Origin of the sequence: Pseudomonas sp. MF6767 (assembly GCF_016405475.1) — a bacterium.
Lineage (GTDB): Bacteria > Pseudomonadota > Gammaproteobacteria > Pseudomonadales > Pseudomonadaceae > Aquipseudomonas > Aquipseudomonas paracarnis.
On sequence record NZ_JAEKCY010000001.1, the window covers coordinates 119627 to 144402 of the forward strand.

At 60.6% G+C, this 24776-nt stretch carries 22 protein-coding genes; 9 read left to right on the forward strand and 13 right to left on the reverse strand.

Features of this window, described 5'->3' with window-relative positions; translation table 11 throughout:
* Positions 1-194 precede the first annotated feature (194 nt).
* On the reverse strand, positions 195-1025 hold the full coding sequence (locus JFT58_RS00545) for a hypothetical protein (protein WP_198834291.1): 831 nt from the start codon (positions 1023-1025) through the stop codon (positions 195-197).
* 135 nt (positions 1026-1160) lie between these two features.
* Positions 1161-2261 (reverse strand): glycine-betaine demethylase subunit GbcB, encoded by a 1101-nt coding sequence (gbcB, locus tag JFT58_RS00550; RefSeq protein WP_014720237.1) that lies wholly within the window; start codon positions 2259-2261, stop codon positions 1161-1163.
* 282 nt (positions 2262-2543) lie between these two features.
* Between gbcB and gbcA the strand changes: the two genes are divergently transcribed.
* Positions 2544-3839 carry a glycine-betaine demethylase subunit GbcA gene (gene gbcA, locus JFT58_RS00555; RefSeq protein ID WP_054898203.1) on the forward strand — a complete coding sequence of 432 codons (1296 nt, stop codon included), beginning with the start codon at positions 2544-2546 and terminating at the stop codon, positions 3837-3839.
* A gap of 848 nt (positions 3840-4687) precedes the next feature.
* On the opposite strand, the gene etfB is transcribed toward gbcA, so the two are convergent.
* From etfB to JFT58_RS00585, 6 genes are all read right to left on the reverse strand, one after another.
* Positions 4688-5458 (reverse strand): electron transfer flavoprotein subunit beta, encoded by a 771-nt coding sequence (etfB, locus tag JFT58_RS00560; RefSeq protein ID WP_054898204.1) that lies wholly within the window; start codon positions 5456-5458, stop codon positions 4688-4690.
* Positions 5459-5468: 10 nt separating this feature from the next.
* Positions 5469-6689, reverse strand: coding sequence for an electron transfer flavoprotein subunit alpha (etfA, locus tag JFT58_RS00565; RefSeq protein WP_054898202.1), 1221 nt, complete (start codon positions 6687-6689; stop codon positions 5469-5471).
* Entirely contained in the window at positions 6689-8632 is a 1944-nt protein-coding gene (gene dgcB / locus JFT58_RS00570; protein WP_054898201.1) for a dimethylglycine demethylation protein DgcB, read from the reverse strand. Before dgcB ends, etfA begins: the two co-directional genes overlap by 1 nt.
* A gap of 137 nt (positions 8633-8769) precedes the next feature.
* On the reverse strand, positions 8770-10830 hold the full coding sequence (dgcA, locus tag JFT58_RS00575; protein ID WP_054898200.1) for a dimethylglycine demethylation protein DgcA: 2061 nt from the start codon (positions 10828-10830) through the stop codon (positions 8770-8772).
* Positions 10831-10845: 15 nt separating this feature from the next.
* Positions 10846-11376 (reverse strand): DUF5943 domain-containing protein, encoded by a 531-nt coding sequence (locus JFT58_RS00580; protein WP_008033249.1) that lies wholly within the window; start codon positions 11374-11376, stop codon positions 10846-10848.
* Between the two features lie 78 nt (positions 11377-11454).
* Positions 11455-12432, reverse strand: a complete 978-nt coding sequence (locus tag JFT58_RS00585; protein ID WP_032879065.1) for a dipeptidase — start codon at positions 12430-12432, stop codon at positions 11455-11457.
* A 218-nt stretch (positions 12433-12650) separates the two neighbouring features.
* On the opposite strand from JFT58_RS00585, the gene JFT58_RS00590 reads away from it, so the two are divergent.
* The 3 genes from JFT58_RS00590 to JFT58_RS00600 all read left to right on the forward strand — a co-directional run bounded on the left by JFT58_RS00590 (position 12651) and on the right by JFT58_RS00600 (position 14181).
* Positions 12651-13052 carry a lysozyme inhibitor LprI family protein gene (locus tag JFT58_RS00590; protein ID WP_014720247.1) on the forward strand — a complete coding sequence of 134 codons (402 nt, stop codon included), beginning with the start codon at positions 12651-12653 and terminating at the stop codon, positions 13050-13052.
* 74 nt (positions 13053-13126) lie between these two features.
* Positions 13127-13768 carry a hypothetical protein gene (locus tag JFT58_RS00595; RefSeq protein ID WP_198834274.1) on the forward strand — a complete coding sequence of 214 codons (642 nt, stop codon included), beginning with the start codon at positions 13127-13129 and terminating at the stop codon, positions 13766-13768.
* Positions 13765-14181, forward strand: a complete 417-nt coding sequence (locus JFT58_RS00600; protein ID WP_054898197.1) for a DUF3010 family protein — start codon at positions 13765-13767, stop codon at positions 14179-14181. Before JFT58_RS00595 ends, JFT58_RS00600 begins: the two co-directional genes overlap by 4 nt.
* 7 nt (positions 14182-14188) lie before the next feature.
* Here the strand turns inward: JFT58_RS00600 and JFT58_RS00605 are convergent, their stop codons facing one another.
* The 3 genes from JFT58_RS00605 to JFT58_RS00615 all read right to left on the reverse strand — a co-directional run bounded on the left by JFT58_RS00605 (position 14189) and on the right by JFT58_RS00615 (position 17004).
* Positions 14189-14617, reverse strand: coding sequence for a hypothetical protein (locus JFT58_RS00605; RefSeq protein ID WP_054898196.1), 429 nt, complete (start codon positions 14615-14617; stop codon positions 14189-14191).
* A gap of 189 nt (positions 14618-14806) precedes the next feature.
* The gene (locus tag JFT58_RS00610) at positions 14807-15991 is read right to left on the reverse strand and encodes an ATP-binding protein (protein WP_054898195.1); all 1185 of its coding nucleotides are present in this window, start codon (positions 15989-15991) and stop codon (positions 14807-14809) included.
* Positions 15992-16059: 68 nt separating this feature from the next.
* Positions 16060-17004, reverse strand: a complete 945-nt coding sequence (locus JFT58_RS00615) for a GlxA family transcriptional regulator (protein WP_054898194.1) — start codon at positions 17002-17004, stop codon at positions 16060-16062.
* A gap of 194 nt (positions 17005-17198) precedes the next feature.
* Here JFT58_RS00615 and JFT58_RS00620 point away from each other — a divergent pair, with 194 nt between their 5' ends.
* The 5 genes from JFT58_RS00620 to JFT58_RS00640 all read left to right on the forward strand — a co-directional run bounded on the left by JFT58_RS00620 (position 17199) and on the right by JFT58_RS00640 (position 21307).
* Positions 17199-18143: a choline ABC transporter substrate-binding protein gene (locus JFT58_RS00620; RefSeq protein WP_054898193.1), complete on the forward strand. Its 945-nt coding sequence runs from the start codon at positions 17199-17201 to the stop codon at positions 18141-18143.
* A gap of 86 nt (positions 18144-18229) precedes the next feature.
* Entirely contained in the window at positions 18230-19117 is an 888-nt protein-coding gene (locus JFT58_RS00625) for a 3-keto-5-aminohexanoate cleavage protein (protein WP_034128888.1), read from the forward strand.
* 142 nt (positions 19118-19259) lie between these two features.
* Positions 19260-20225 carry an L-carnitine dehydrogenase gene (locus JFT58_RS00630; RefSeq protein WP_054898192.1) on the forward strand — a complete coding sequence of 322 codons (966 nt, stop codon included), beginning with the start codon at positions 19260-19262 and terminating at the stop codon, positions 20223-20225.
* 101 nt (positions 20226-20326) lie between these two features.
* Positions 20327-20818, forward strand: coding sequence for a thioesterase family protein (locus JFT58_RS00635; protein WP_054898191.1), 492 nt, complete (start codon positions 20327-20329; stop codon positions 20816-20818).
* A 225-nt stretch (positions 20819-21043) separates the two neighbouring features.
* The gene (locus JFT58_RS00640) at positions 21044-21307 is read left to right on the forward strand and encodes a hypothetical protein (protein ID WP_034128891.1); all 264 of its coding nucleotides are present in this window, start codon (positions 21044-21046) and stop codon (positions 21305-21307) included.
* Between the two features lie 88 nt (positions 21308-21395).
* On the opposite strand, the gene JFT58_RS00645 is transcribed toward JFT58_RS00640, so the two are convergent.
* The gene (locus tag JFT58_RS00645) at positions 21396-22499 is read right to left on the reverse strand and encodes a GlxA family transcriptional regulator (RefSeq protein WP_034128892.1); all 1104 of its coding nucleotides are present in this window, start codon (positions 22497-22499) and stop codon (positions 21396-21398) included.
* Between the two features lie 523 nt (positions 22500-23022).
* Complete coding sequence (locus JFT58_RS00650) at positions 23023-24399, reverse strand: L-serine ammonia-lyase (protein ID WP_014720257.1); 1377 nt, start codon at positions 24397-24399, stop codon at positions 23023-23025.
* Positions 24400-24776: the final 377 nt, after the last annotated feature.

Genomic DNA, 24776 nt, shown 5'->3' on the forward strand with positions numbered 1-24776 from the left:
AGATCCGCGTGCCCCTTCCCTTACGACGGGACGCGGAGCGTCCTGGGAGGCGTTACCACGCAGAGCGTGGGAACGAGCATGTGCCTGCTGCCGGAAAGATCGTTCCCGCGCTCCGCGTGGGAATGCAGCCCGTGACGCTCCGCGTCACCCCTCAACTGCGACGGGACGCGGAGCGTCCTGGGAGGCGCTACCACTCAGAGCGTGGGAACGAGCATGTGCCTGCTGCCGGAAAGATCGTTCCCGCGCTCCGCGTGGGAATGCAGCCCGTGACGCTCCGCGTCACCCCTCAACTGCGACGGGACGCGGAGCGTCCCAGGTGGCGTTACCACGTAGAGCGTGGGAACGAGCATGTGCCTGCTGCCGGAAAGATCGTTCCCGCGCTCCGCGTGGGTATGCAGCCCGTGACGCTCCGCGTCACCCTTCAGTTGCGACGGGACGCGGAGCGTCCTGGGAGGCGTTACCACGCGGAGCGTGGGAACGAGCAGGTGCCTGCTGCCGGAAAGATCGTTCCCGCGCTCCGCGTGGGAAAGCAGCCCGTGACGCTCCGCGTCACCCCTCAACTGCGGCGGGACGCGGAGCGTCCTGGGAGGCGTTACCACGCAGAGCGTGGGAACGAGCATGTGCCTGCTGCCGGAAAGATCATTCCCGCGCTCCGCGTGGGAATGCAGCCCGTGACGCTCCGCGTCACCCCTCAACTGCGACGGGACGCGGAGCGTCCTGGGAGGCGTTACCACGCGGAGCGTGGGAACGAGCAGGTGCCTGCTGCCGGAAAGATCGTTCCCGCGCTCCGCGTGGGAATGCAGCCCGTGACGCTCCGCGTCACCCTTCAGTTGCGACGGGACGCGGAGCGTCCTGGGAGGCGTTACCACGCAGCGCGTGGGAACGAGCATGTGCCTGCTGCCGGAAAGATCATTCCCGCGCTCCGCGTGGGAATGCAGCCCGTGACGCTCCGCGTCACCCTTCATGTGCGACGGGACGCGGAGCGTCCTGGGAGGCGTTACCACGCAGAGCGTGGGAACGAGCATGTGCCTGCTGCCGGAAAGATCGTTCCCGCGCTCCGCGTGGGAATGCAGCCGTGACGCTCCGCGTCACCCTTCAGTTGCGACGGGACGCGGAGCGTCCTGGGAGGCGTTACCACGCAGAGCGTGGGAACGAGCAGATCAGAACTCGATGCGTACATCACCCTTCGGCACACTGCAGCACGACAGGATATAGCCTTCGGCTTCGTCCTCTTCGGTAATCCCGCCGTTGTGCTCCATCTCTACTTCGCCGCCCAGCTTCATGACCTTGCACGTACCGCAGATGCCCATGCCGCAGGCCTTGGGGATCAGCAGGCCGAGCTTGGCCGCCGCAGCATGCACCGTTTCCCCCGGCGCCACGCGAATGCTCTTGCCGGACGCGATAAATTCCACTTGATGCAGGTCTGCCAGGTCGATCTCCGGCGCATCCGCCGCTTGCTCGGCCTGCTCCACCGCATCGGCACGGGCTTCGGGCGGTGTCGCGCCAAAGGATTCTTCGTGATAACGCGTCATGTCGAAACCGGCAACTTCCAGCAAACGCTTCACCGCGTTCATGTACGGCGTAGGGCCGCAGCAGAACACTTCGCGCTCCAGGAAGTCCGGCACCATCAGCTCCAGCATCTTGTGGTTCAGATAGCCGCGATACCCGGCCCAAGGCTCGCCCAGGCCGTGTTTTTCGCAAATCAGGTGCAGGCTGAAGTTGTCGATCCGCGACGCCATGTGCTCCAGCTCGCGGTGATAGATGATGTCCTTGGGCGAGCGGGCGCTGTGGATAAAGGTCATGTCGACGTTCGCATTGGTGTCGTAGAACCAGCGCGCCATGGACATCACCGGCGTGATCCCAACGCCGCCGCTGAGGTAAAGCACTTTCGGGCTCGGGAAGTCGATGGCATTGAACAGCCCGACCGGCCCGTGCACCGCCAGCTCCTGGCCTTCGTGCAAAGTGTCGTGCAGCCAATTGGAAACCCGACCGCCCGGCACACGCTTGATGGTCACCGAAAAGCTGTAAGGCACCGACGGTGAGCTGGAAATCGTGTACGAACGCATGATCGGCTGGCCTTCGATTTCCAGCTCCAGGGTGACGAATTGCCCTGGCTTGAAAAAGAACAGGATCGGCTGATCGGCCATGAAGCAGAAGGTGCGCACATCCCAGGTTTCCTGGATGACTTTGACGCAGCGGACGATGTGCCGACCATTGGCCCAGGTCTGGGTGGTTACCGGATTCAGGAAATTATTGGACATGTTGTTCTCCACCGCCGACGTCGGCCTTATGGTGACGATTCTGCGTAACGCGAGAACCACCCATTTACCTATCTGCGACATTCACATACTTACGGCGACCAGCCCCCAAAGACAGGGGCTTGCGCGTCGGGATCAGATTGGGCCATGTCGCCCATGGATAAGGTTCGACGTTACGCCGGGCCCACACTCGCTCCCAACAAAGACGCGTTCTTTACGCCTTGCACAGCACCAACCGTAGCCACTATTCGCCGGCCACACAGAATGGCCATGAGGACACACACGATGGACGTCACCGCAACCTTAAGCTTGGGCGATCCGCTGGAACCCGCACGCAAGGCCACTGCGCAAATGCTGCAAGAGCGCGAGCGCACTTTTTCGCTGCCGCAGCCGTTCTACTCTGATGAGCGGTTGTTTGATATCGACATGCAGGAGATCTTCCAGAAAGAGTGGTTGATCGCCGGCATGACCTGCGAAATCCCCACCAAGGGCAACTACCTGACCCTGCAAGTGGGCAAGAACCCAATCATCGTGATCCGGGGTGCCGACGGCGTGGTGCATGCGTTCCACAACGTCTGCCGCCACCGTGGTTCGCGCTTGTGCACCAGCGAGAAGGGCAAGGTCGCCAAATTGGTGTGCCACTACCACCAGTGGACCTACGAGCTGGACGGCCGCCTGCTGTTCGCCGGCACCGAGATGGGCGCCGATTTCGACATGAAGCAGTACGGCCTCAAGCCGGTGAACGTGAAGACTGCTGGCGGCTACATCTTTATCAGCCTGGCCGAAAATCCACCGGCCATTGATGACTTCCTGTCGACGCTCAGCCATTACATGGAGCCCTACGACATGGAGAACACCAAGGTGGCGATCCAGACCACCTTGTTCGAAAAAGCCAACTGGAAGCTGGTGCTGGAAAACAACCGCGAGTGCTACCACTGCAACGCCTCGCACCCGGAACTGCTGAAAACCCTGCTGGAGTGGGACGACGTTACCGACCCGCGCGCCGACCAGGCGTTCAAGGATCACGTAGCCGCGTCCGCCGCCGCTTGGGATGCCGAAAAAATCCCTTACGCCCACGCCAGCTTCGGCCTGCGTAACCGCATCGTGCGCATGCCACTGCTCAAGGGCACTGTGTCGATGACCCTGGACGGCAAGCAGGGCTGCGCCAAACTGATGGGCCGCATCAAGAACCCGGACCTGGGTTCGATGCGCATCCTGCACCTGCCGCACTCCTGGAACCACTGCATGGGCGACCACATCATTGTGTTCACCGTGTGGCCGATCAGCGCCCAGGAAACCATGGTCACCACCAAGTGGATCGTGCATAAGGACGCGGTGGAAGGCGTGGACTACGACGTGGAGCGCATGCGCCAGGTGTGGGATGCCACCAACGACCAGGATCGCCGCCTGGCCGAAGAGAACCAGCGCGGCATCAACTCCACCGCCTACCAGCCAGGCCCTTACTCCAAGACCTATGAGTTTGGCGTGGTGAATTTTGTGGATTGGTACAGCGAGCGGATGCTCAACAACCTGGGCGCGGCGCCAGCGCCTTATCTCAAAGGCGTAGCTGCTCACGAATAACGCTTGTGTGGGAGCGGGCTTGCCCGCGATGGCATTGTGTCTGTCAAAGCCTGTATTGGCTGACAGACCGCTATCGCAGGCAAGCCAGCTCCCACATTTGGACAGGTTAACTGTTCAAAATTCGATCAGTTCCGATGCAGCCCTTTACCACCCTGCCCTCCAGCCTTTCCCCAACAACTTATCCACAAAGCCACCCACAGCAATTGTGGGCAAGTGCGCCGTGCTCACAAATTAAATCAAGAAAATCCGTGACTTATTTAAACTTGCGGGTTTTATCTTGAGCTGTTCATTTATTGACCAAACCTCCAAGAGCCTTGTTTGGCGTGGCTTGCAGCGGTAAGCGAACACCTTATCCACAGATGCGCCAACAGAATTCGGGGGCAACTTTGTTCGGGTTGTGGAAAAGCCCTTGAAACCCTCATGAATCGGGGATATCCAGCCGTTTAAACGGCGAATATGTGAGATTTGCTCAATTATTGACCAACCCCTCGAAAGCCACGTTTTATAAGGCTTGTAGCGGATAGCGAACATCTTATCCACAAAAGCGCCAACAGACTTTGGGGGCAAGTCGAGGCCTCAACCCGGTGAAAACCCGAGCAAAAACCGCGAGTTAGGCTGGTTGTTTTTCGTACAGAGGGCTGCAGAGCTTGATATGCCGGGCTTGTGGACACCCGCGAACAGGTTATCCACAGGCGGATCAACAGGCATTGTGGGTAAGCCCAAGATAAAGCAGGAAAATGTGGAAGCGGGCTTGCCCGCGATTGCAATACGTCAACGGATGCATGGGTTGCTGACCTACCGCTATCGCAGGCAAGCCAGCTACCACAAGGTTTGGTGGTGGTCAGGGTTCAGCGTACGACGCCCTCTTCTACCAGAAGCTTGAGAATCGCTTGCGCGCCCTCTTCAGCGCTCACGCCCTTGAGCACCTGCCCACCGCCGCCACTGGACTTGGCCGTTGCGGCCTTCATACGGTCGGCACCACTCTTGGCCTTGATCACCTTGAGGCGCTTTGGCCGTGGCTTGGCCGGTTGCAACAGTGCGCCTGTGAATAACTCGTCGTGTTCAATCTCAACGTCATGGGCGGCCAGTTCACCCCGTTGCGCCGGGCCGTAGGCGCTCTGACGTGGCTTGGGCGCGGCGTTATCCACAGTGGCGAGAAACGGCAGGCGCACCTTCAAGCGCCGTCGCTGGCCGCGAGGCAGCGCCTGCAGCACCAGGGCTACGCCGGCGTCGATGGACTCCACCTGGGCCAGCCCCACAATCAGCGGCCAGCCCAGTTGCTCGGCCAAGAGGAACGGCAGCATTCCCGAACCTTCGCCGGTTTCTGCCTGGCTCCCGGTCAGTACCACCTGAGCACCGGCGTCGCGCAGATACTCACTGAGCACCGGCAAGGCATCCGAGCCGGCCGGTTGTTCCAGTACCTGCAGTTGCGGCAGGCCCATGCCCAGGTAGCTGCGCAGGGTCGGCTCGCTGACATCACCAGCGTGCAGCACCTGCAACTTATCCCCAGCCAGTTGCAGCCCCAGCTCAACCGCGCGCGCATCCTGCTCGGCGCGGCGTGGACGCCCGGAGGTGGGGTGAGCACCGATGGACACCAGGCTGAATACAGTGTTCGTCATGGTCATATCCTCAGGCTGCATCGCGCTTGGCGCCGTTGCGGTAGGTCTCGACCGCCGCGATCAAGGCGTGCAGTATCGCGGCGCTTTCGCCGATCACCGACAGGTCGGCACGCTTGATCATGTCGCACCCTGGGTCGAGGTTGATCGCCACCACCTTGTCGCAGGCACCGATGCCTTGCAGGTGCTGGATCGCCCCGGAAATGCCCACTGCCACGTACACCCGCGCAGTCACCCAGGTGCCGCTGGCGCCGACCTGGCGATCACGCGCCATGAAGCCATCGTCCACTGCCACCCGCGAGGCGCCTTCGGTAGCGCCCAGGGCCGCGGCGGTCTGGTGGAACAGCGCCCAGTCCTTCACGCCGTTGCCACCGGAGAAAATGAACTCTGCCTCGGCCATCGGAATCGCTGCCGGGTCGACCGCCACCGCGCCGAGGTCTTCGATACGCGGCAGACTACGCGCCAGGCTTGTGGATAACTCCACGGGCAAGACTTCGTGGCGGGTCTCGCTGACCGGATCGGCACATTCGGCGGCAGCGAGGATCAGACGGGGCAACGGCCGCGCCAGGTCTTCCTGGCCGGCACCGGCACGGCCGATGCATTCCTCGCCCTTGATCTGCCACACCCGCGTCGCCGGGCGTTCCTTGAGGCTGGCGGCAAAGCGTCGCCCCAGCTCACCACCACCGCTGCGGCTGTCTGGCAGCAACCAGTGGCGCGGGCTGAATTGGTTATCCACAGCGCGCAGGCCCTGCACGCGTTGCTCCGGTGCATAACCCTCGAACTCATGCCCCTCCAGCACCAGCAGACGGTCGACGCCGGCCGTGGCAAACGCGCTTTCCTTGTGTTCACCGAACACCACCGCCAACACCGCGCCGTCATTGCCGGCCAGTTGGCGCGCCAGGCCAAGCAGGTCACGGTCGTGGCTGCTCAGGCGGCCACCGACCATGTCCGGCACCACGTTGATGTAGAACGCCGGGGTCGGCACTTGATGCAGCGGCAATTGCACTTCCACTGCCGCGGTGCGCTTGGCCGCGCCGCCCTGCTGGGCACCGCTGCGGTCGATACGCTTGATGCCGTTGGGCCCGATAAAACCGACACCATGCACGTTTTTGCGAATGATGCCGTTGGGCCCCATCCAGCTGTGTTGCACCGGCTGCATCGCCGCGTGCAACGGGTGCAGGCGGTTACGGGCGATCCATTCGGCCCGGGGGTCGCGGCGGATAATATCGCTCATTAGTGCACCTCCGCAGGTTCACGCTTGACGGGGGCTTTGGCCGGCGCGGCGTCTTCAAGCAACGCGTCGGCTACCAGTTCGGCGATGTCCTTGATCAACGGGCGCGGTTCGACCACGCCTTCAAGCATCGCCGTGCATTGCGGGCAACCCACGGCCACCAGTTCGGCGCCGGTCTCGCGGATGTCGTCCATACGCATATCGGGGATACGTTGCTTGCCGGGGATGTCAGTGATCGGCGCACCGCCACCGCCACCGCAGCAGCGTGAACGGAAGCCCGAGCGTTGCATTTCCTTGACCTCGATACCCAAAGCCCGCAGCACTTGGCGCGGCGCCTCGTATTCGCCGTTGTAGCGGCCCAGGTAGCACGGGTCGTGGTAGGTCACGCTGTTGCCTTTGTGCTGGCCCAGGTTCAGCGCGCCCTCGCCGATCAGCTCGGCCATGAAGGTGCTGTGGTGCTGCACGCGGTAGTTGCCGTTGAAGGCGCCGTATTCGTTTTTCAGCACATGGAAGCTGTGCGGATCGCAGGTGACGATGCGCTTGAAGCTGTACTTGGCCAGGGTCTGGATATTGCGCGTGGCCAGCAACTGGAATGTCGCTTCGTCACCGAGGCGCCGCGCCACGTCACCGCTGTCGCGTTCTTCCAGGCCGAGCACGGCGAAATCGACCTTGGCGGCCTTGAGCACTTTGACGAAAGCGCGCAGGGTACGCTGGTTACGCATGTCGAAGGCGCCATCGCCGACCCAGAACAGCACATCGCAACTGCCTTTGTCGCTGAGCAACGGCAGGTTCAGGTCTGCCGCCCAGTTCAGGCGCCCACCGGGGGCAAACCCGCCGGGGTTGTCGGTAGCGATCAGGTTTTCCAGGACTTCAGCGCCCTTGTTCGGCGTGGCGCCTTTTTCCAGGGTGAGGTGGCGGCGCATGTCGACGATAGCGTCCACATGCTCGATCATCATCGGGCACTCTTCCACGCAAGCGCGGCAGGTGGTGCACGACCACAGGGTCTCGGCGTCCACCAGGCCGTTGACGATCGGCTGGTGCGGGTTGCCGCCGTGTTCGCCCACCGGTTTGCCGGGGTACGGGCTGCCGGCGAACTTGGCATCGGTGCCACCGGCCAAACCGACCACCATGTCCTGGATGAGTTTTTTCGGGTTCAGTGGCTGGCCGGCGGCAAACGCCGGGCACGCCGCTTCGCACTTGCCGCACTGCACGCAGGCGTCGAAGCCGAGCAGTTGGTTCCAGGTGAAGTCCTTGGGTTTTTCCACGCCCAGTGGCGCGGTTTTATCGCTCAGGTCCAAGGGTTTCAAACCGGTGGAGCGGCCACCGCCAAAGCGTTCGGCGCGACGGTGCCAGGCCAGGTGCAGGGCTCCGGCAAACGCGTGTTTCATCGGCCCACCCCAGGTCATGCCGAAGAACATTTCGGACACGCCCCACAACACGCCCACGCTCAGCAATGCCGCGAGCAGCCAGCCGCCGAAGTCGACGGGCAGAATCCCGGCCACCGGCAAGGTCACCAGGAAGAAGCTCACCGAGAAGGCCATCAGGCTTTTCGGCAGGCGCATCCACGGGCCTTTTGACAGGCGAGCAGGCGGATTGCGGCGGCGCAGGTACATGAAGATCGCGCCGACAAACATCAATGTCGACGCCAGCAGCAGGGCATAACCAAGAATGCGGCTCTGCAGGCCGAAACCGTGCACCACAATCGCCAGCAGCGCCGACAGCACAAAGCCCAGCGCCGTCGCTACGTGGGTGTTGGCGATGTATTTGTCACGGGCGACCACGTGGTGCAGGTCGACCATGTAACGCTTGGGCATGGCCAAGAGGCCACCCAGCAGGTCGACTTTGGACGCGCGGCCACGGCGCCACATGTTCACCCGGCGCAAGGCGCCGAGGACGGCGAGGCCCAGGGCGGCAAACAAGAGAATAGGCAGCAAGGTATTCAACATGGTGAAGCTCCCACGAAGATCGTTCCCACGCTCTGCGTGGGAATGCATCCTGTGACGCTCTGCGTCACGACCTTAAAAGCAGACGCGGAGCGTCCAGGGCGGCATTCCCACGCAGAGCGTGGGAACGATCAGGTGCGTCAGAAATCCTTGCACAAGCGCAGGGCGTCATAGATGGCGGCGTGGGTATTGCGCTGGGCCACACAGTCACCAATGCGGAACAGCAAGTACCCCTCGCCCGCCTCGCTCAGGCATGGCTGCGGCTTGATCGCAAACAGCGCTTCAACGTCGATCTGGCCCTTGTTGCGCGAACCTTCCTTGAGCCCGTAGTAAATGGCCTCGTCCGGACGCACGCCGTTCTCCACCACGACCTGGTCGACCACCCGCTCCTCTTTGGCGCCGGTGTATTCGTTCTCCAGCACGGCCACCAGCTTGTCGCCCTCGCGGTAGACCTTTTCCAGCATCATGTCGCCGGTCATGATCACTTCCTTGGGGTACATGCTGCGGTAGTACGTGGGGAACGACGTGCCGCCGATTGCCACGCCTGGCTTGATGTCGTCGGTGACGATCTCCACCTGGCTGCCTTTGTCGGCCAGGAAGTCGGCCACCGACATCCCGGTGAATTCACAGATGGTGTCGTACACCAGCACGTTCTTGCCAGGCAGCACCTTGCCGTCGAGCACGTCCCAACTGCTCACTACCAAGCCTTCGGCGGCGCCCCAGTGTTCGTTCTGCTCGATGAACGGATGACCGCCCACCGCCAGCACCACCACGTCCGGACGCACGTCCAGGATGGTCTCGGCATCGGCTGCAACACCCAGGCGCAGGTCGACTTTCAAACGCGCCAGTTCCAGTTGATACCAACGGGTGATACCGGCGATCTGGTCACGCTGCGGCGCTTTCGACGCGGTGGTGATTTGCCCGCCGATAAACTCCTTTTTCTCGAACAGCGTCACGTCGTGGCCACGTTCAGCCGCCACGCGCGCAGCTTCCATCCCGGCCGGGCCGGCCCCCACCACAACCACCTTGCGCTTGGGCCCGGTGGACTTCTCGATGATGTGCGGCACGCCCATGTATTCACGGGAGGTCGCAGCGTTCTGGATGCACAACACATCCAGGCCTTGGTACTGGCGGTCGATGCAGTAGTTGGCGCCCACGCACTGCTTGATTTGGTCGATCTGGCCCATCTTGATCTTGGCGATCAGGTGCGGGTCGGCGATGTGCGCACGGGTCATGCCGACCATGTCCACATAGCCGCCTTCCAGAATACGCGTGGCCTGGTTCGGGTCCTTGATGTTCTGCGCGTGCAGCACCGGAACCTTGACCACTTCCTTGATGCCGGCCGCCAGGTGCAGGAACGGCTCCGGCGGGTAGCTCATGTTCGGGATGACGTTGGCCAGGGTGTTGTGGGTGTCGCAACCCGAGCCCACCACGCCGATGAAATCGAGCATGCCGGTGTCATCGTAGTACTTGGCGATTTGCTTCATGTCCTCGTGGGACAAGCCGTCCGGGTGGAACTCGTCACCGCACAGGCGCATGCCCACGCAGAAGTCGTCACCCACTTCGGCACGTACGGCCTTCAACACTTCCAGGCCGAACTTCATGCGGCCCTCGAAAGTGCCGCCCCATTCGTCGGTACGCTTGTTGACCCGCGGGCTCCAGAACTGGTCGATCATGTGCTGGTGCACGGCCGACAATTCCACCCCGTCCAGGCCACCGGCCTTGGCCCGACGCGCAGCCTGGGCGTAGTTGCCGATCACACGCCAGATTTCTTCTGGCTCGATGGTCTTGCAGGTGGCACGGTGCACCGGCTCACGCACGCCGGACGGCGACATCAGGGTCGGCCAGTTGAAGCCGTCCCAACGCGAGCGCCGGCCCATGTGGGTAATCTGGATCATGATCTTGGCGCCATGCTTGTGCATGGCATCGGCCAGATTCTGGAAGTGCGGGATGATGCGGTCGGTGGACAGGTTCACCGACGCCCACCATTCCTGCGGGCTGTCGATGGCCACCACGGAGGAGCCACCGCAGATCGCCAGGCCAATACCGCCCTTGGCTTTTTCTTCGTAGTACTTCACATAGCGGTCGGTGGTCATGCCGCCGTCGGTGGCATACACCTCGGCATGCGCAGTGCTGAGCACCCGGTTGCGGATGGTCAGTTTGCCGATCTGGATCGGCTGGAACATTGCTTCGAAAGCCATGGCACGGTCCTCGGCTTACAACGGTTTGACGGTGAACAAACCATCATCGTGGCCCTCTTCGGAGCCTCCGTAGACTTGTTCGGCGACAGTGCGGATCTTGCTGCCACGCGCTTGAAGGATCTGGTCCATGGCGCCGGCAAACCAGCCGGTGAACATGTAGTCCACTTTGCGTCCGACCTTGCCGTAGACATACACAAAAGCTGAATGCTCAAGCTTGACGCTGGCGGTGCCTTTATCGAGGTCGATGTCCTGGATCTTGAACAGGCCCCAGCCGCGTTGCGACAGGCGCTTCATGTAGTGCTCGAACACCGCGACGCCTTCCAGGCCGTGGCATTCAGCTTCTTTTTCACACCAGTGCCAGGCGGATTTGTAGCCGGCCTTGTAGAGGATCTCGGCGTAGGCGTCGGCCCCCAGTACTTCTTCGATACCCATGTGGTTGTTGACGAAGAAATGGCGTGGAACGTACAGCATCGGCAGGGCGTCGGAGGTCCAGACACCGGTTTCGCTGTCGACTTCAATTGGCAATTGCGGGGCGATCTTGGCCATGGAAACTCAACTCCAGAAAATTCGTTTTGATGCCCGCCACGCGGATGGCGGCGGGTGAAGGATTAAGCGAGCAGTGGCTTATTCGCCCCAGACGTCCTTGAGCACGTTGACCCAGTTCTCGCCCATGATCTTGCGCACCACACGCTCGCTGTGGCCGCGCTTGAGCAGGGTCTCGGTGAGGTTGGGGAACTCACCCACGGTGCGGATGCCCAGCGGGTTGATGATCTTGCCGAAGCTGGTCAGGCGGCGGGCGTAGCCCTTGTCATGGGTGAGCATTTCGAAGAAATCCTGACCATGGCCCTGGGTGAAGTCGGTGCCGATGCCGATGGCGTCTTCGCCGACGATGTTCATGGTGTATTCGATGGCTTCGGCGTAGTCGTCGATAGTCGAGTCGATGCCCTTGGCCAGGAACGGCGCGAACATGGTCACGCCGACAAAACCGCCATGGTCGGCGATGAACTTCAGCTCTTCATCGGACTTGTTGCGCGGGTGCTCTTTAAGCCCGGACGGTAGGCAGTGGGAGTAGCACACCGGCTTTTTCGATTCGAGGATGACCTCTTCGCTGGTCTTGGAGCCCACGTGGGACAGGTCGCACATAATGCCGACGCGGTTCATCTCGGCGACGATCTCACGCCCGAAACCCGACAGGCCGCCATCACGCTCGTAGCAGCCGGTGCCCACCAGGTTCTGGGTGTTGTAGCACATCTGCACCACCCCCACGCCGAGCTGCTTGAAGATCTCGACATAGCCGAGCTGGTCCTCAAAGGCATGGGCATTCTGGAAGCCGAAGATGATGCCGGTCTTGCCCTGCTCCTTGGCGCGGCGGATGTCGGCGGTGGTTTTCACCGGGATCACCAAGTCGCTGTTCTCACGGATCAGGGTCTGGCTGGCGACAATGTTATTGATCGTGGCCTGGAAGCCTTCCCACACCGACACCGTGCAGTTGGCGGCGGTGAGGCCACCTTTGCGCATGTCTTCGAACAGGTCGCGGTTCCACTTGGCAATAATCAGACCGTCGATAACGATGCTGTCGGCGTGCAACTCGGCTGGGCTCATCAGGCGTCCCCTTATTGGCGATTCATGCGCCGAATCGTCTGCCGGCGCTTTGGGGCCAGCATATGCCCAGGGACCGACGGAGCCGGGTGCAAAAACGACAGGGGAATTGCCGAAAGCGTCAATCCGCGACAAAGCCTGCGAAGACAGGCCCCACGGTCGGCTGTTCTTTGTCTTACGCTTGAGCCAGAATTGCGCATCACGTGATATGAGACGGCGCAATGAAATCGATTTTCCTGGCTTTGGCACTCATCGCAACCACCGCCCACGCGGCCGAAGACACCGACAGCACGCCGTGCGACGGTATCGAGAACGACCAGCAAACCTTGGAATGCGCCACCTACAACAAGACCACCGCCGAGCAATTGCTCAAAGATAACTATCAGGGGTTGCTGGAGCGCATGGGTTCGACCTACGGCAGCGACAAGACCAAACTGGCGGACATTACCGCCCGTCTGAAGGATGCGCAGCAGAAGTGGGAAAAACTGCGCGACGCCGATTGTGCAGTGGACACCTTCCCGGCAGTGACCGGCACCAAGGCCTATGCGATTGCGCACAACGACTGCCTGGCGCGCATGAGTGATGAGCGGTCGGAGTTTCTGGAGTCGATTGGCCAAGAATAGTAACTATATTCCTACAATAGAAGCGTCCCACTGTCGCTTTTCGCTACCTGACGCTGATTTAAGGAATTTTCGGCATGCAATGGCTTCCATCCCCACCCACCGACAATATTTATAAGTTGCTTGCTGTATTTGGTTTATGGCTAATTGCAGGTGCGCTGACACTGGTGTCTATTTTTTCTTATCTGGACTACAGATTCCAAAAAGAAACACGCGAGGAAAGCCACCATTCGCAAACGGAGCAAATGGTAAACGACTTCACTAAACGCATTGAAGCACTTGAGAAAGGCACACCGGAGCTGCATAAAATCGCAGATCTGCCGGAGTCATTCAACAACGACGTCACCTTCCTGAAGAACAGCCTCGCTATACAAGAAAGAAAACTTTCTACATACAAAGAACGAGAGAAAGATAACCTCGACACGTTCATGGACTATCTGCTCGTCCACGAAAAAGAGTTTTATATTTTCATCGGTCTGTACGCGACGCTCACGTCACTGTGCACGGTGATAGGTTTTAGCCGCTGGTTTCAGAAAATACAAAAGCCCGGCGAAGTACTGAATGAGCTAGATATTAAAATCAAAGAAGCAAGCTTATTTAAACTTAAGATAGAAATTTCCCAACTTCAACCAATGAGCAAGACAATAGAGCAGCTCTTTGAATTGCATTTCAATAAGCCCTTTCCTGAAGCCTCTCCCTCGCAAAGGACCCGCTCATGACCATCTGCGGCATCGAAATCAAAGGCAGCGAAGCCATCATCGCCGTCGCCTCCCTGGACAACCAGACGCTGACCCACGTCGCCCTGGCCACCAAGAAAATCGCCCTCGACGATGACGACGAAGCGGCCAACGTAAAAGCTTTCGCCGCCCAGGTGAAGGCGTTCGTTCAAGCCAACGGCATCACGCGCATTGCCATCAAGAAACGCAGTAAAAAAGGCGAGTTCGCCGGTGGCCCGACGACGTTCAAGATCGAAGGGGTGTTTCAGTTGCTGGATGGGGTGGAGGTGACGCTGCTGTCGCCGCAGACCATCAATGCGCAAAACAAGAAGCACAGCTTTGATCTGCCGACGACGTTGAACAAGTATCAGCATGAAGCTTATAAAACAGCCTGCTCAACCCTGATGAAAAAGTAATTACCCATCAGCTTTTGACGCAGTGTTCCAAGCCGTGACCACCGCCTTCGTATTCAGGCGTGTAGTAGTACTTAACGAAAGACACTTTGCCCTCCGGGGTTGACGTCATTTGTGCGACCCCCACGCCGAAGTCTTTCAAGACAGGGTCGGTGTGAGCAAAATAAACGCCCAGCGCGTCCGAAGTCCCGGCGGCCATTCCGTCATAACGGGACTTGTCTTCCAAGGTCAAGGTGAAGGTGTAGGCGGCGTACTTGCCAGTACTTTGCTTGGCGTCGAGTGCCATATCAACAACACCCTTATAGCTGCCTATATGTTTATCCTGGCCGGTACATTCATAGCGTCCGCTGTAGTCGGCTCCGGTGAAAGGTGCAGACGCCTGGGCTGCCCACGCCGGGGTGGTCGCTAACGCGATGACAGTAACTAGTTTTCTAAGCATGCCAACCTCTTCTGGTTAAGTAGTGACTTCCTGGCCTGCGTGCTTCATTTCAAAAGCATTTGGTCAAGAGCCACTTCTAAGACCCATAGGACGTTAGCAGTCCTTGGCTATAAGTCTCCGTTAGCGATGAAAAAAAAGAAACTTCCTACACCTTCCATGATTCCCTTATAAACTGCGCTACATCGGGTTTCACTCGTTAGTCGGTATGCGGGTTTTGTACAGCAGCCAATCCCCGAACGACTTGTCTTCCAGGGCATACCCTCCCCGGCTCGACTTCCATACCAATTCCTTGTCGCGCAGGGCATCGATACAGGCCTGAATGGTCTGGGTCCCGGGCACCACATCGCTGCGCATAACCTCCAATGCCTTGCTGACTGCGGTAATCGTGCTGTCGGTAAACGGCGCAAATGGCTCATTGCTTTGCGAACGCACCACCATCACCTGCAACACCGCACGCTGCGGGATGGTCAGGGCGTTCCAGGCGCTTTCGAACTCGGTCCATACACCCGCGCGCAGCAGTTCTGCGCGACTGTGCAGCAGTTGGCCAAGATTGCTCGCCTCGCCCAGCTCCAATGCGACTTCACCGATGATCGTGCGCAACATCTCGGGACGCCGACCTACCAGCTCAAACGCCTCATCAATGTCAGCCGCGTTGAATTGGTTGTTCTTGGCCAGGTGCGCGTTGAGGTGCACGGTGTAGGCCTGGGTGAACGCTTTGCCCAGCAGCGGAAACGGCGTGATGCTGGAACCGAAGAATGGCTGGCTTTTACCCAATACCAAATGGGCGAGTTTGTCGCGATTGGAGCCGGTAAACACCAGGCGCAAACCGCTGCCCTCCTCGTCACGGCCTTGGTTGAGCTGATCCCGGGCAGCCTTCAACGCGAACATCGCATTGATACCTGACTCGGTGGTTAATGCGTGCTGTGCTTCGTCAATCACCAGTACAACGGGTTTTTCTGCAGCCCTATGGAGCAATTCCAACGCTTGGGTCAGCGTCGCACCGACCGGCAATTGTGGCTTGGTAAAGTCCCAGGAAAGCGTACGCAGAAAGCTTAGTTTCTCGATGCCAATGCTCTTTGCCAGTTTGCGAATGCCCTTTTCAAACGGCACCAACGCCCCCGCAATGGCACCTGCGATCAGCTCGGCGGGGTCTTTTTCCTTGTCGGCCCACAGGTCGACATACACCGCCAGCCAGCCCCGCAGCTGACATTCCGGAATCAGGTCTTCGCGCAAAAAAGTGCTTTTGCCCGTGCGTCGGGGCGCCGCGAGAAACAGGCCGGAGGTGAAATCCTGAATACCGGCCCCCACCAGGCCATCGGCAATACTGCTTGCCAGGGTGGGGCGGCGAAACACAAAGCCGCTGTGCTTGGACATGGTTTTATACTCAATTATTGGAATGACTATAAATTATAGTAAAGAGTATAATTGACTATAATTGTCCGTCAAACCACCTCCCGCCGCCGATCCTCCCGCGGGCATTTGGCAAACCTTGCGCGATAGCTCCTGGTGAAATACGACGGTGACTCAAACCCGCACGCAATACTCACTTCCAGTACGCTCATGTCGCTCTGGCGCAGCAGTTTGCGGGCTTTTTCCAGGCGCAGGCCCAGGTAGAAATTGCTCGGCGTATCGTTCAGGTGCAGGCGAAACAGCCGCTCCAGTTGGCGCCGGGTGACCTTGATCGTTTCGGCCAGGGCCAAGGTGCTCAGGGGCGGTTCGGTGTGCTGTTCCATTTCGCCGATCACGTGCACCAGTTTCTTGTTATTGATGCCGTAGCGCGTGGCGATCTGCATGCGCTGGTGGTCCTTGCGCGGGCGGATGCGGCCGAGTACGAATTGCTCGGAAACCTGGATCGCCAGTTCCGGGCCGTGGGCCTGGGCGATGAGATCGAGCATCAAGTCGATGGACGCGGTGCCGCCGGCGCAGGTGATGCGGCGCCGGTCGATTTCGAACAGTTCCTGGGTCACGCTCAGGTGCGGATAGGCCTCCTTGAAGGCGTCGATGGCTTCCCAGTGCAAGGTCAGGCGGTGGCCGTCAAGCAGGCCCGCCTCGGCCAGCACGCAGGCGCCGGTGTCGATGGCACCGAGGGTCACACCCTCATGGTCGAGGCGGCGCAGCCAATGCTCCAGGGCGGGCGTGGCGAACTGCAGGGGTTCGAAGCCGGCCACCACCAGTAAGGTCGCGCCTTTTTTCAACGGTTCCAGCGCGGCATCGGCGTTGACCGACATGCCGTTGCTCGCCAGTACCGCGCCGCCATCGGCACTCAAGATGTGCCAGCGGTACAGCTCGCCGCGAAAGCGATTGGCCACGCGCAACGGTTCCAGCGCGGAGATAAAACCGAGGGCCGAGAACCCCGGCATCAGCAAGAAATAGACATCCTGGGACATGGTGGCGCTCTCGTCATACGGGCAGCGTGATCACTGTGATACGCCAGTTCAACCGGCCATTCAAGAGCCCAGGTCGCTGCAGTGCAAGAGTGGGTCGCCGCCGTGCGCTTTGCGGGGCGCCAAGCTGCGTAACGTGATCCCACGGCGCACAAAGACGCCGGCTCCCACAATAACGACTGCCGAGGGCTCCACCCATGAACCGACTGATCAGCCGCTGCGTACTTGCACTCAGCGCCAGCGCCATTTTGAGCACTAACGTCCTGGCAGCGGATGCCGCTTCATGCCAGAACGTACGCATGGGCGTGGTCAACTGGACCGACGTCATCGCCACCAGCGCCATGGCCCAGGTGCTGCTCGATGGCCTCGGCTACAAGACCAAACAAACCAGCGCCTCGCAGCAAATCATCTTTGCCGGCATCCGCGACCAGCGCCTGGACCTGTTTCTGGGTTACTGGAACCCGCTGATGACCCAGACCATCACGCCGTTCGTCGACGCCAAGCAAGTCAAGGTCCTCGAAAAACCCAGCCTGGAAGACGCCCGCGCCACCCTGGCGGTGCCGACTTATCTGGCCGACAAGGGCCTGAAAACCTTTGCTGACATCGCCAGGTTCGAAAAAGAGCTGGGCGGCAAGATTTATGGCATCGAGCCGGGCTCGGGGGCCAATACGCAGATCAAGGCGATGATCGCCAACAACCAGTTCGGCCTGGGCAAGTTCCAGTTGGTGGAGTCCAGCGAAGCCGGCATGTTGGCGGCCGTAGACCGTGCCGTGCGCCGCAAGGAAGCCGTGGTGTTCTTTGGTTGGGCACCGCACCCGATGAACGTCAATGTGGCGATGACTTACCTCACCGGCAGCGAAGACGCCCTGGGCCCGAACGAAGGCATGGCCACCGTGTGGACCGTGACCGCGCCGGCCTACGCCGAGCAGTGCCCCAACGTGCATAAGCTGCTGACCAACCTGACGTTCACCGCCGCCGACGAAAGCCGCATGATGCAACCGCTGCTGGACCACAAGGATGCCATCGAATCCGCCAAGCAGTGGCTCAAGGATCACCCGCAAGACCAGGCGCGCTGGCTGGAGGGTGTGACCACCTTCGACGGCAAACCGGCTGCCGCCAACCTGCAATTGACCACGAAATAACCCATCCAGATCACCGCTTCGCAACCCCTGAAGGTTGCGAACGGCGCCCTGCGCCTTGAAATCACCCGCCTGTAAGGAACCGCCCCATGAACCACGACGTCATCATCACCTGCGCACTCACCGGTGCTGGCGACACGACCGCCAGAAGCCCCCACGTGCCGGTCACTCCCAAGCAAATCGCCGCCGCTGCCGTGGAGGCCGCCAAGGCCGGCGCCACGGTCGTGCATTGCCACGTACGCGACCCCGAGACCGGCAAGTTCAGTCGCGACGTCGCGCTGTACCGCGAAGTGATGGAGCGCATCCGCGAGGCCGACATCGACATCATCGTCAACCTCACCGCCGGCATGGGTGGCGACCTGGAGATCGGTGGCGGCGAGAATCCCATGGAGTTCGGGCCCAATACCGACCTGGTGGGCCCGCTGACCCGCCTGGCCCACGTCGAAGAACTACTGCCGGAAATCTGCACCCTGGACTGCGGCACGCTGAACTTCGGCGATGGCGACACCATTTACGTGTCCACCCCGGCGCAGCTGCGTGCCGGCGCCAAACGTATCCAGGAACTGGGCGTAAAGGCCGAGCTGGAAATTTTCGACACCGGCCACCTGTGGTTCGCCAAGCAGATGATCAAGGAAGGGCTGCTGGATAACCCGCTGTTCCAACTGTGCCTGGGCATTCCCTGGGGGGCACCGGCCGACACCACCACCATGAAAGCCATGGTCGATAACCTGCCCGCCGACGCGGTGTGGGCCGGCTTCGGCATTGGCCGCATGCAAATGCCAATGGCCGCGCAGGCGGTGCTGCTGGGCGGCAACGTACGGGTGGGCCTGGAAGACAACCTGTGGCTGGACAAAGGCGTGCTCGCCACCAATGGGCAGTTGGTGGAGCGCGCCAGTGAAATTCTCAGCCGGTTAGGCGCGAGGGTCCTGACCCCAGCCGAAGGCCGCATCAAGATGGGCCTGACCCAACGCGGCTAACACAGACACCACCACTCCTGTGGGAGCCGGGCTTGCCCGCGATGAGGCCAGTAAATCTGCCACATCTTTGTAGCCTGCAATGCCGCCATCGCGGGCAAGCCCGGCTCCCACAAAGGATCATCGAACACTTTAGGAATATGCCATGCGCTTTATCACCGAAATCAAAACCTTCGCCGCGTTGGGCAGCGGTGTCATCGGCAGCGGTTGGGTGTCCCGTGCCCTTGCCCATGGTCTGGATGTGGTGGCCTGGGACCCCGCGCCCGGTGCCGAGGCGGCCTTGCGCAAACGCGTCGCCAACGCCTGGCCCGCCCTTGAACAACAGGGCCTGGCGGCAGGTGCCTCCCAGGACCGCCTGCGCTTTGCCACTACCATCGAAGACTGCGTAAAAGACGCCGACTTCATCCAGGAAAGCGCCCCAGAACGCCTGGAGCTGAAGCTGCAATTGCACCGCCAGATCAGCGCCGCGGCCAAGCCGAACGCATTGATCGGCTCCAGCACCTCAGGGCTATTGCCCAGCGAATTCTATGAAAGCTCTACCCACCCGGAACGCTGCGTGGTCGGCCACCCCTTCAACCCGGTCTACCTGTTGCCACTGGTAGAAGTGGTGGGCGGCAAAAACACCGCGCCAGAGGCAATCCAGGCGGCGATCTCGGTGTATGAATCCCTCGGCATGCGCCCGCTGCATGTGCGCAAGGAAGTGCCGGGGTTTATTGCCGACCGCCTACTGGAAGCGCTGTGGCGTGAGGCGCTGCACCTGGTCAATGACGGGGTGGCGACCACCGGCGAAATCGACGACGCCATTCGTTTTGGTGCCGGGTTGCGCTGGTCGTTCATGGGCACTTTCCTCACTTACACACTGGCGGGCGGCGACGCCGGTATGCGCCACTTCATGGCACAGTTCGGCCCGGCGTTGCAGCTGCCGTGGACTTATCTACCGGCGCCTGAATTGACTGAAAAGCTGATTGATGATGTGGTCGATGGCACCGCTGAGCAGTTGGGTAACCACAGCATCTCGGCGCTGGAGCGCTATCGTGATGACTGCCTGCTGGCGGTGCTGGAAGCCGTAAAAACAACCAAGGCCAAGCACGGCATGAACTTCGCCGAATAACCCTGTGGGGGCTGGCTTGCCTGCGATGGCGGTGTTGGCCTCACCATTGCTATCGCAGGCCGGCCAGCAAATTTGACCGCACACTGAATTGGATTCATGCCATGCCCGCACTGACCACCTACACCACGAAAATCCTGCCCGACTGGGTCGACTACAACGGCCATCTGCGTGACGCGTTCTATCTGCTGATCTTCAGCTACGCCACCGATGCGCTGATGGACACCCTGGGGCTGGACAGCGAAAACCGCGAAGCCAGTGGCCACTCGCTGTTCACCCTGGAGCTGCACCTGAACTACTTGCATGAGGTGAAGCTCGGGGCCGAGGTTGAGGTGCATACCCAACTGATCGCCCATGACGCCAAGCGCCTGCACCTTTATCACAGCCTGCACCGGGTGGGAGACGACAAGGAACTGGCCGGCAATGAACAGATGCTGATGCACGTCGACCTGGCCGGGCCGCAGGCCACGCTGTTCACCGAGGCCACGCTGCAACGGCTTGCCGCGATCAGCGCTGCCCAGGCCGAGCTGCCAAGGCCTGCCCTGCTTGGCCGTGTCATCGGTTTACCGGCAAAAAAAGCCCCGAGCCAGCCGTGACTGGATCGGGGCAGAGGGGCCTTGTGTGAGCTGTGCATCTGGAGGGTGACCAAACCGTCAAGCTGCGTGCCTGGGTTCAGTGTGCCTATTAACCGTATTGCCAAGTGACCCGAAAACGACCTGTTCATAGCCATCCAAGCCATCGCTCGATTCTGCTCTTGCCCACCCAGCAAGGGCCTACCAGAATCCAGGTCAATCCCTGTTCCCTACACCAGGATAAACGTCATGATGCACGCGGATTTGATTGATCAGGATGACCTGCTGAGCCAACTGCGCTCACTGGGTTTTGAAGTGTCCAGCGGCGCCAGCGCCGAGCAGGCGTGTGAATGTGCAGTGCGCGGTTTGAGCGAAGCGCGGGCCAAGGCGCTCAAGGGAATGGTGGAGCAAATGTACACCGGCAAGGCGACCATTTTGCCGGCCGTGCGCCAGGCGATCGACAAGCAGTTGTTGCCGGCGCTGATGCAATTCAAACAGAACTCCGGCGCCTGAAAATACCGCTATCGCAGGCAAGCCAGCGCCCACAGGAGAACGCATTCCAAGGTGGCAGCTGGCTTGCCTGCGATGCAGACGACTCGGTTTAGAGCCTTACACTGGCAAACGTCGACTCGTTCCTTGCCTGGCTCAACGCCGACATCGGCCCCGACAACGGTGACAACACCAACGCCTGCGGAATCGGCATCATCGCCACTTGCTGGGTGGTGTTGGAGCCGACACGTTCATCCCGTGGCGGAATGCCGAAATATTCGCGGTAGCACTTGGAAAAGTGCGGCGTAGACACAAACCCGCACACCGAGGCGACTTCGATGATCGACATCGGCGTTTGCTTGAGCAACTGCCGCGCACGAATCAGGCGCAGCTTGAGGTAGTAGCGCGACGGCGAGCAGTGCAGGTATTTCTGGAACAGCCGCTCCAACTGCCGGCGCGACACGGCGACATACACCGCCAGTTCGTCCAGGTCGATTGGCTCTTCGAGGTTGGCTTCCATCAGCGCGACGATTTCCTGCAGCTTCGGCTGGTTGGTGCCAAGCATGTGCTTGAGCGGCACACGCTGGTGATCCTGTTCGTTGCGGATGCGTTCGTACACGAACATCTCGGAGATGGCGGCCGACAATTCACGGCCGTGGTCGCGGCTGATCAGGTGCAACATCATGTCCAGGGGCGCGGTACCACCGGAGCTGGTGAAGCGGTTGCGGTCGAGGGTGAACAGGCGCGTGCTCATGGCCACCCGCGGGAAGGCTTCCTGCATCGACGCCAGGCATTCCCAGTGCACGCTGCAATCAAAGCCGTCGAGCAAGCCGGCGCAGGCCAGGGCCCAACTGCCGGTGCACACTGCGCCGAGGCGACGAGACTGGCGTGCCTGGCTTTGCAGCCACGACACATGTTCACGGGTGACGGTGCGCTGGATACCCACGCCGCCACACACGATGACCGTGTCCAGCACGGGTGCTTTGTGCATGGAGGCATCGGGTGTGATTTGCAGGCCATCGCTGGCCCACACCTGGTTGCCGTCGACACTCAGGGTTGTCCAGCGATACAGCTCGCGGCCGGACAGCTGGTTGGCCATGCGCAGTGGCTCCACGGCTGACGCCAGGGAAATCAGCGTGAAATTGTCCAGCAGCAAAAAGCCGATGGATTGAGGCGCACGGTTCTGGGGTTGGGCCCCGGAGTTGGTCGACGTCATCGCGGTATCTCCTCACATCACACAAAGCGGGTGGCGGCCTCAGGCGAGGCTCTTGTTATTGCGCTCGTCCTGAAAAGGAGAGGCTTTGTAATTGATAGAGCAAATGCCATGCCTAAAATTGAATGGCTATTCAAGAACTCCTGAAAACGACCTGTTTATGCGTCTATATGAGCCCACGCGTGAAGTGCGGGATATGACGCATAACGGGCGGGGTTCAAGGGGGGTGAGCAGATCGGTAGCACTTGTGGGAAGGCGCTTTGCGGGCGTAGGAGGAGTCTGTCACCCAAAGCACATCAGGCGTGTGATCGTGTAGGAATTCGTTCGGAAGCTACTTATCTATTTGCGACGCGCTAAAAGGTGGCGATTTTGGCTGGGGTGTTCACTTTGTGAGCAATGATGCTCCTCTTCAGCTCGTTCCCACGCTCTGCGTGGGCATGCATCCTGTCACGCTCTGCGTCACCCATGGGCGGAGCGTCCGGGGCGGCATTCCCACGCGGAGCGTGGGAACGATCATGTCACTGACTCAACATTCAACCGCACTCACCGCCAACCCACCGCGTGATGTCTCTTTGTACTTGTCATGCATATCGGCCCCGGTATCACGCATGGTGCGGATCACCCGGTCCAACGAGATGAAGTGCTGGCCATCGCCACGCAACGCCATTTGCGCCGCGTTGATCGCCTTCACCGCCGCAATTGCATTGCGCTCGATACACGGCACTTGCACCAGGCCGCCCACCGGGTCGCAGGTCAGGCCGAGGTTGTGTTCCAAGCCGATTTCGGCAGCGTTGCACAGTTGCTCCGGCGTGGCACCAAGGATCTCCGCCAGCCCGGCTGCGGCCATGGCACACGCGGAACCGACCTCGCCCTGGCAACCGACTTCGGCACCGGAGATCGAGGCGTTCTTTTTACACAGGATGCCCACCGCCGCCGCGCCCAACAGGTAGTCAACCACGTTGGCTTCGGTGACTTCTTCACTGAACTTCATGAAGTAGTGCAACACCGCCGGGATGATTCCCGCCGCGCCGTTGGTGGGCGCCGTGACCATGCGCCCACCGGCGGCGTTTTCTTCGTTGACCGCCAGGGCGAACAGGTTGACCCATTCCATGGCGCTCAAGGTCGAGCCGATCACATTGGGCTTGTTCAGCTCCTGCAAGCTGCGGTGCAACTTGGCAGCGCGACGGCGCACGTTCAAGCCGCCGGGCAGGATGCCTTCGTGCTTGAGGCCCTGCTCCACGCAATCTTGCATGGCGCGCCAGAGCTTCATCAGGCCGCTGCGGATTTCTTCTTCGCTGCGCCAGGTTTTTTCATTCGCCAGCATCAGTTCGGCAACGCGCAGGTTGTGGGTCTTGCACAACTGCAACAGCTCCACGGCACTGGAAAAGTCATAAGGCAGCTCGGTGCGGTCCATGTCCGCCACACCGCTTTGGGCCTGGGCTTCATCCACCACAAAACCGCCGCCCACCGAGTAATAGGTGTCGCGGTGCAACTCGCCGTTTTCGCCAAACACCACCAGGGTCATGGCATTGGGATGGAACGGCAGGTTCTCATCGAGCAGGCGCATATCCCGCGCCCACACAAAGGGCACCGGCAAACGCCCGTCCAGCAGCAGCGTGTCGGTTTCGCGCAGGGTGTGGATACGGGCGCCGATTTGCGTGGGGTCGATTGCGTCTGGCCACTCGCCCATCAGGCCCATGATGGTGGCGGTGTCGCTGCCGTGGCCGATGCCGGTGGCCGACAACGAGCCGTACAGTTGCACTTCGACACGCTGCACCTGTTCCAGCCACCCACGCTCACGCAACCCTTGAACGAACAACGCCGCGGCGCGCATGGGCCCCACGGTGTGGGAACTCGAAGGCCCGATGCCGATCTTGAACAGGTCGAAAACGCTGATAGCCATTAACGTGGAACTCCTCGATAAGCACGGGCCGGGCTTGAACGAGGTGCTACGCTCAGATCGCCCAGATGGCGGCATCATCAAGCTTTTATTCGTCATCACGGCGTCTCACACCGACGCACTCATGCTCACCAGCGGCGCTCGCGTGCGAACGCCAGTTTTGGCCGTTTTTTGCGGTGCAGAAGGGTAAAAACAGCAGTTTTACCTTCGGAAAAACCTGTAAGCGACGTCATCGGTACTGGATGCGACCCTCCCTGTACTGGATACGACGCCCCCTGTAGGCGTCAGATTTTCACTGGTACATGATCAGTCTCGACTCGTTTGCAAGGCACCGCGCCAGAGCTGTTGTCGCACGCTCCAACCGCAACACTTATAAAGCG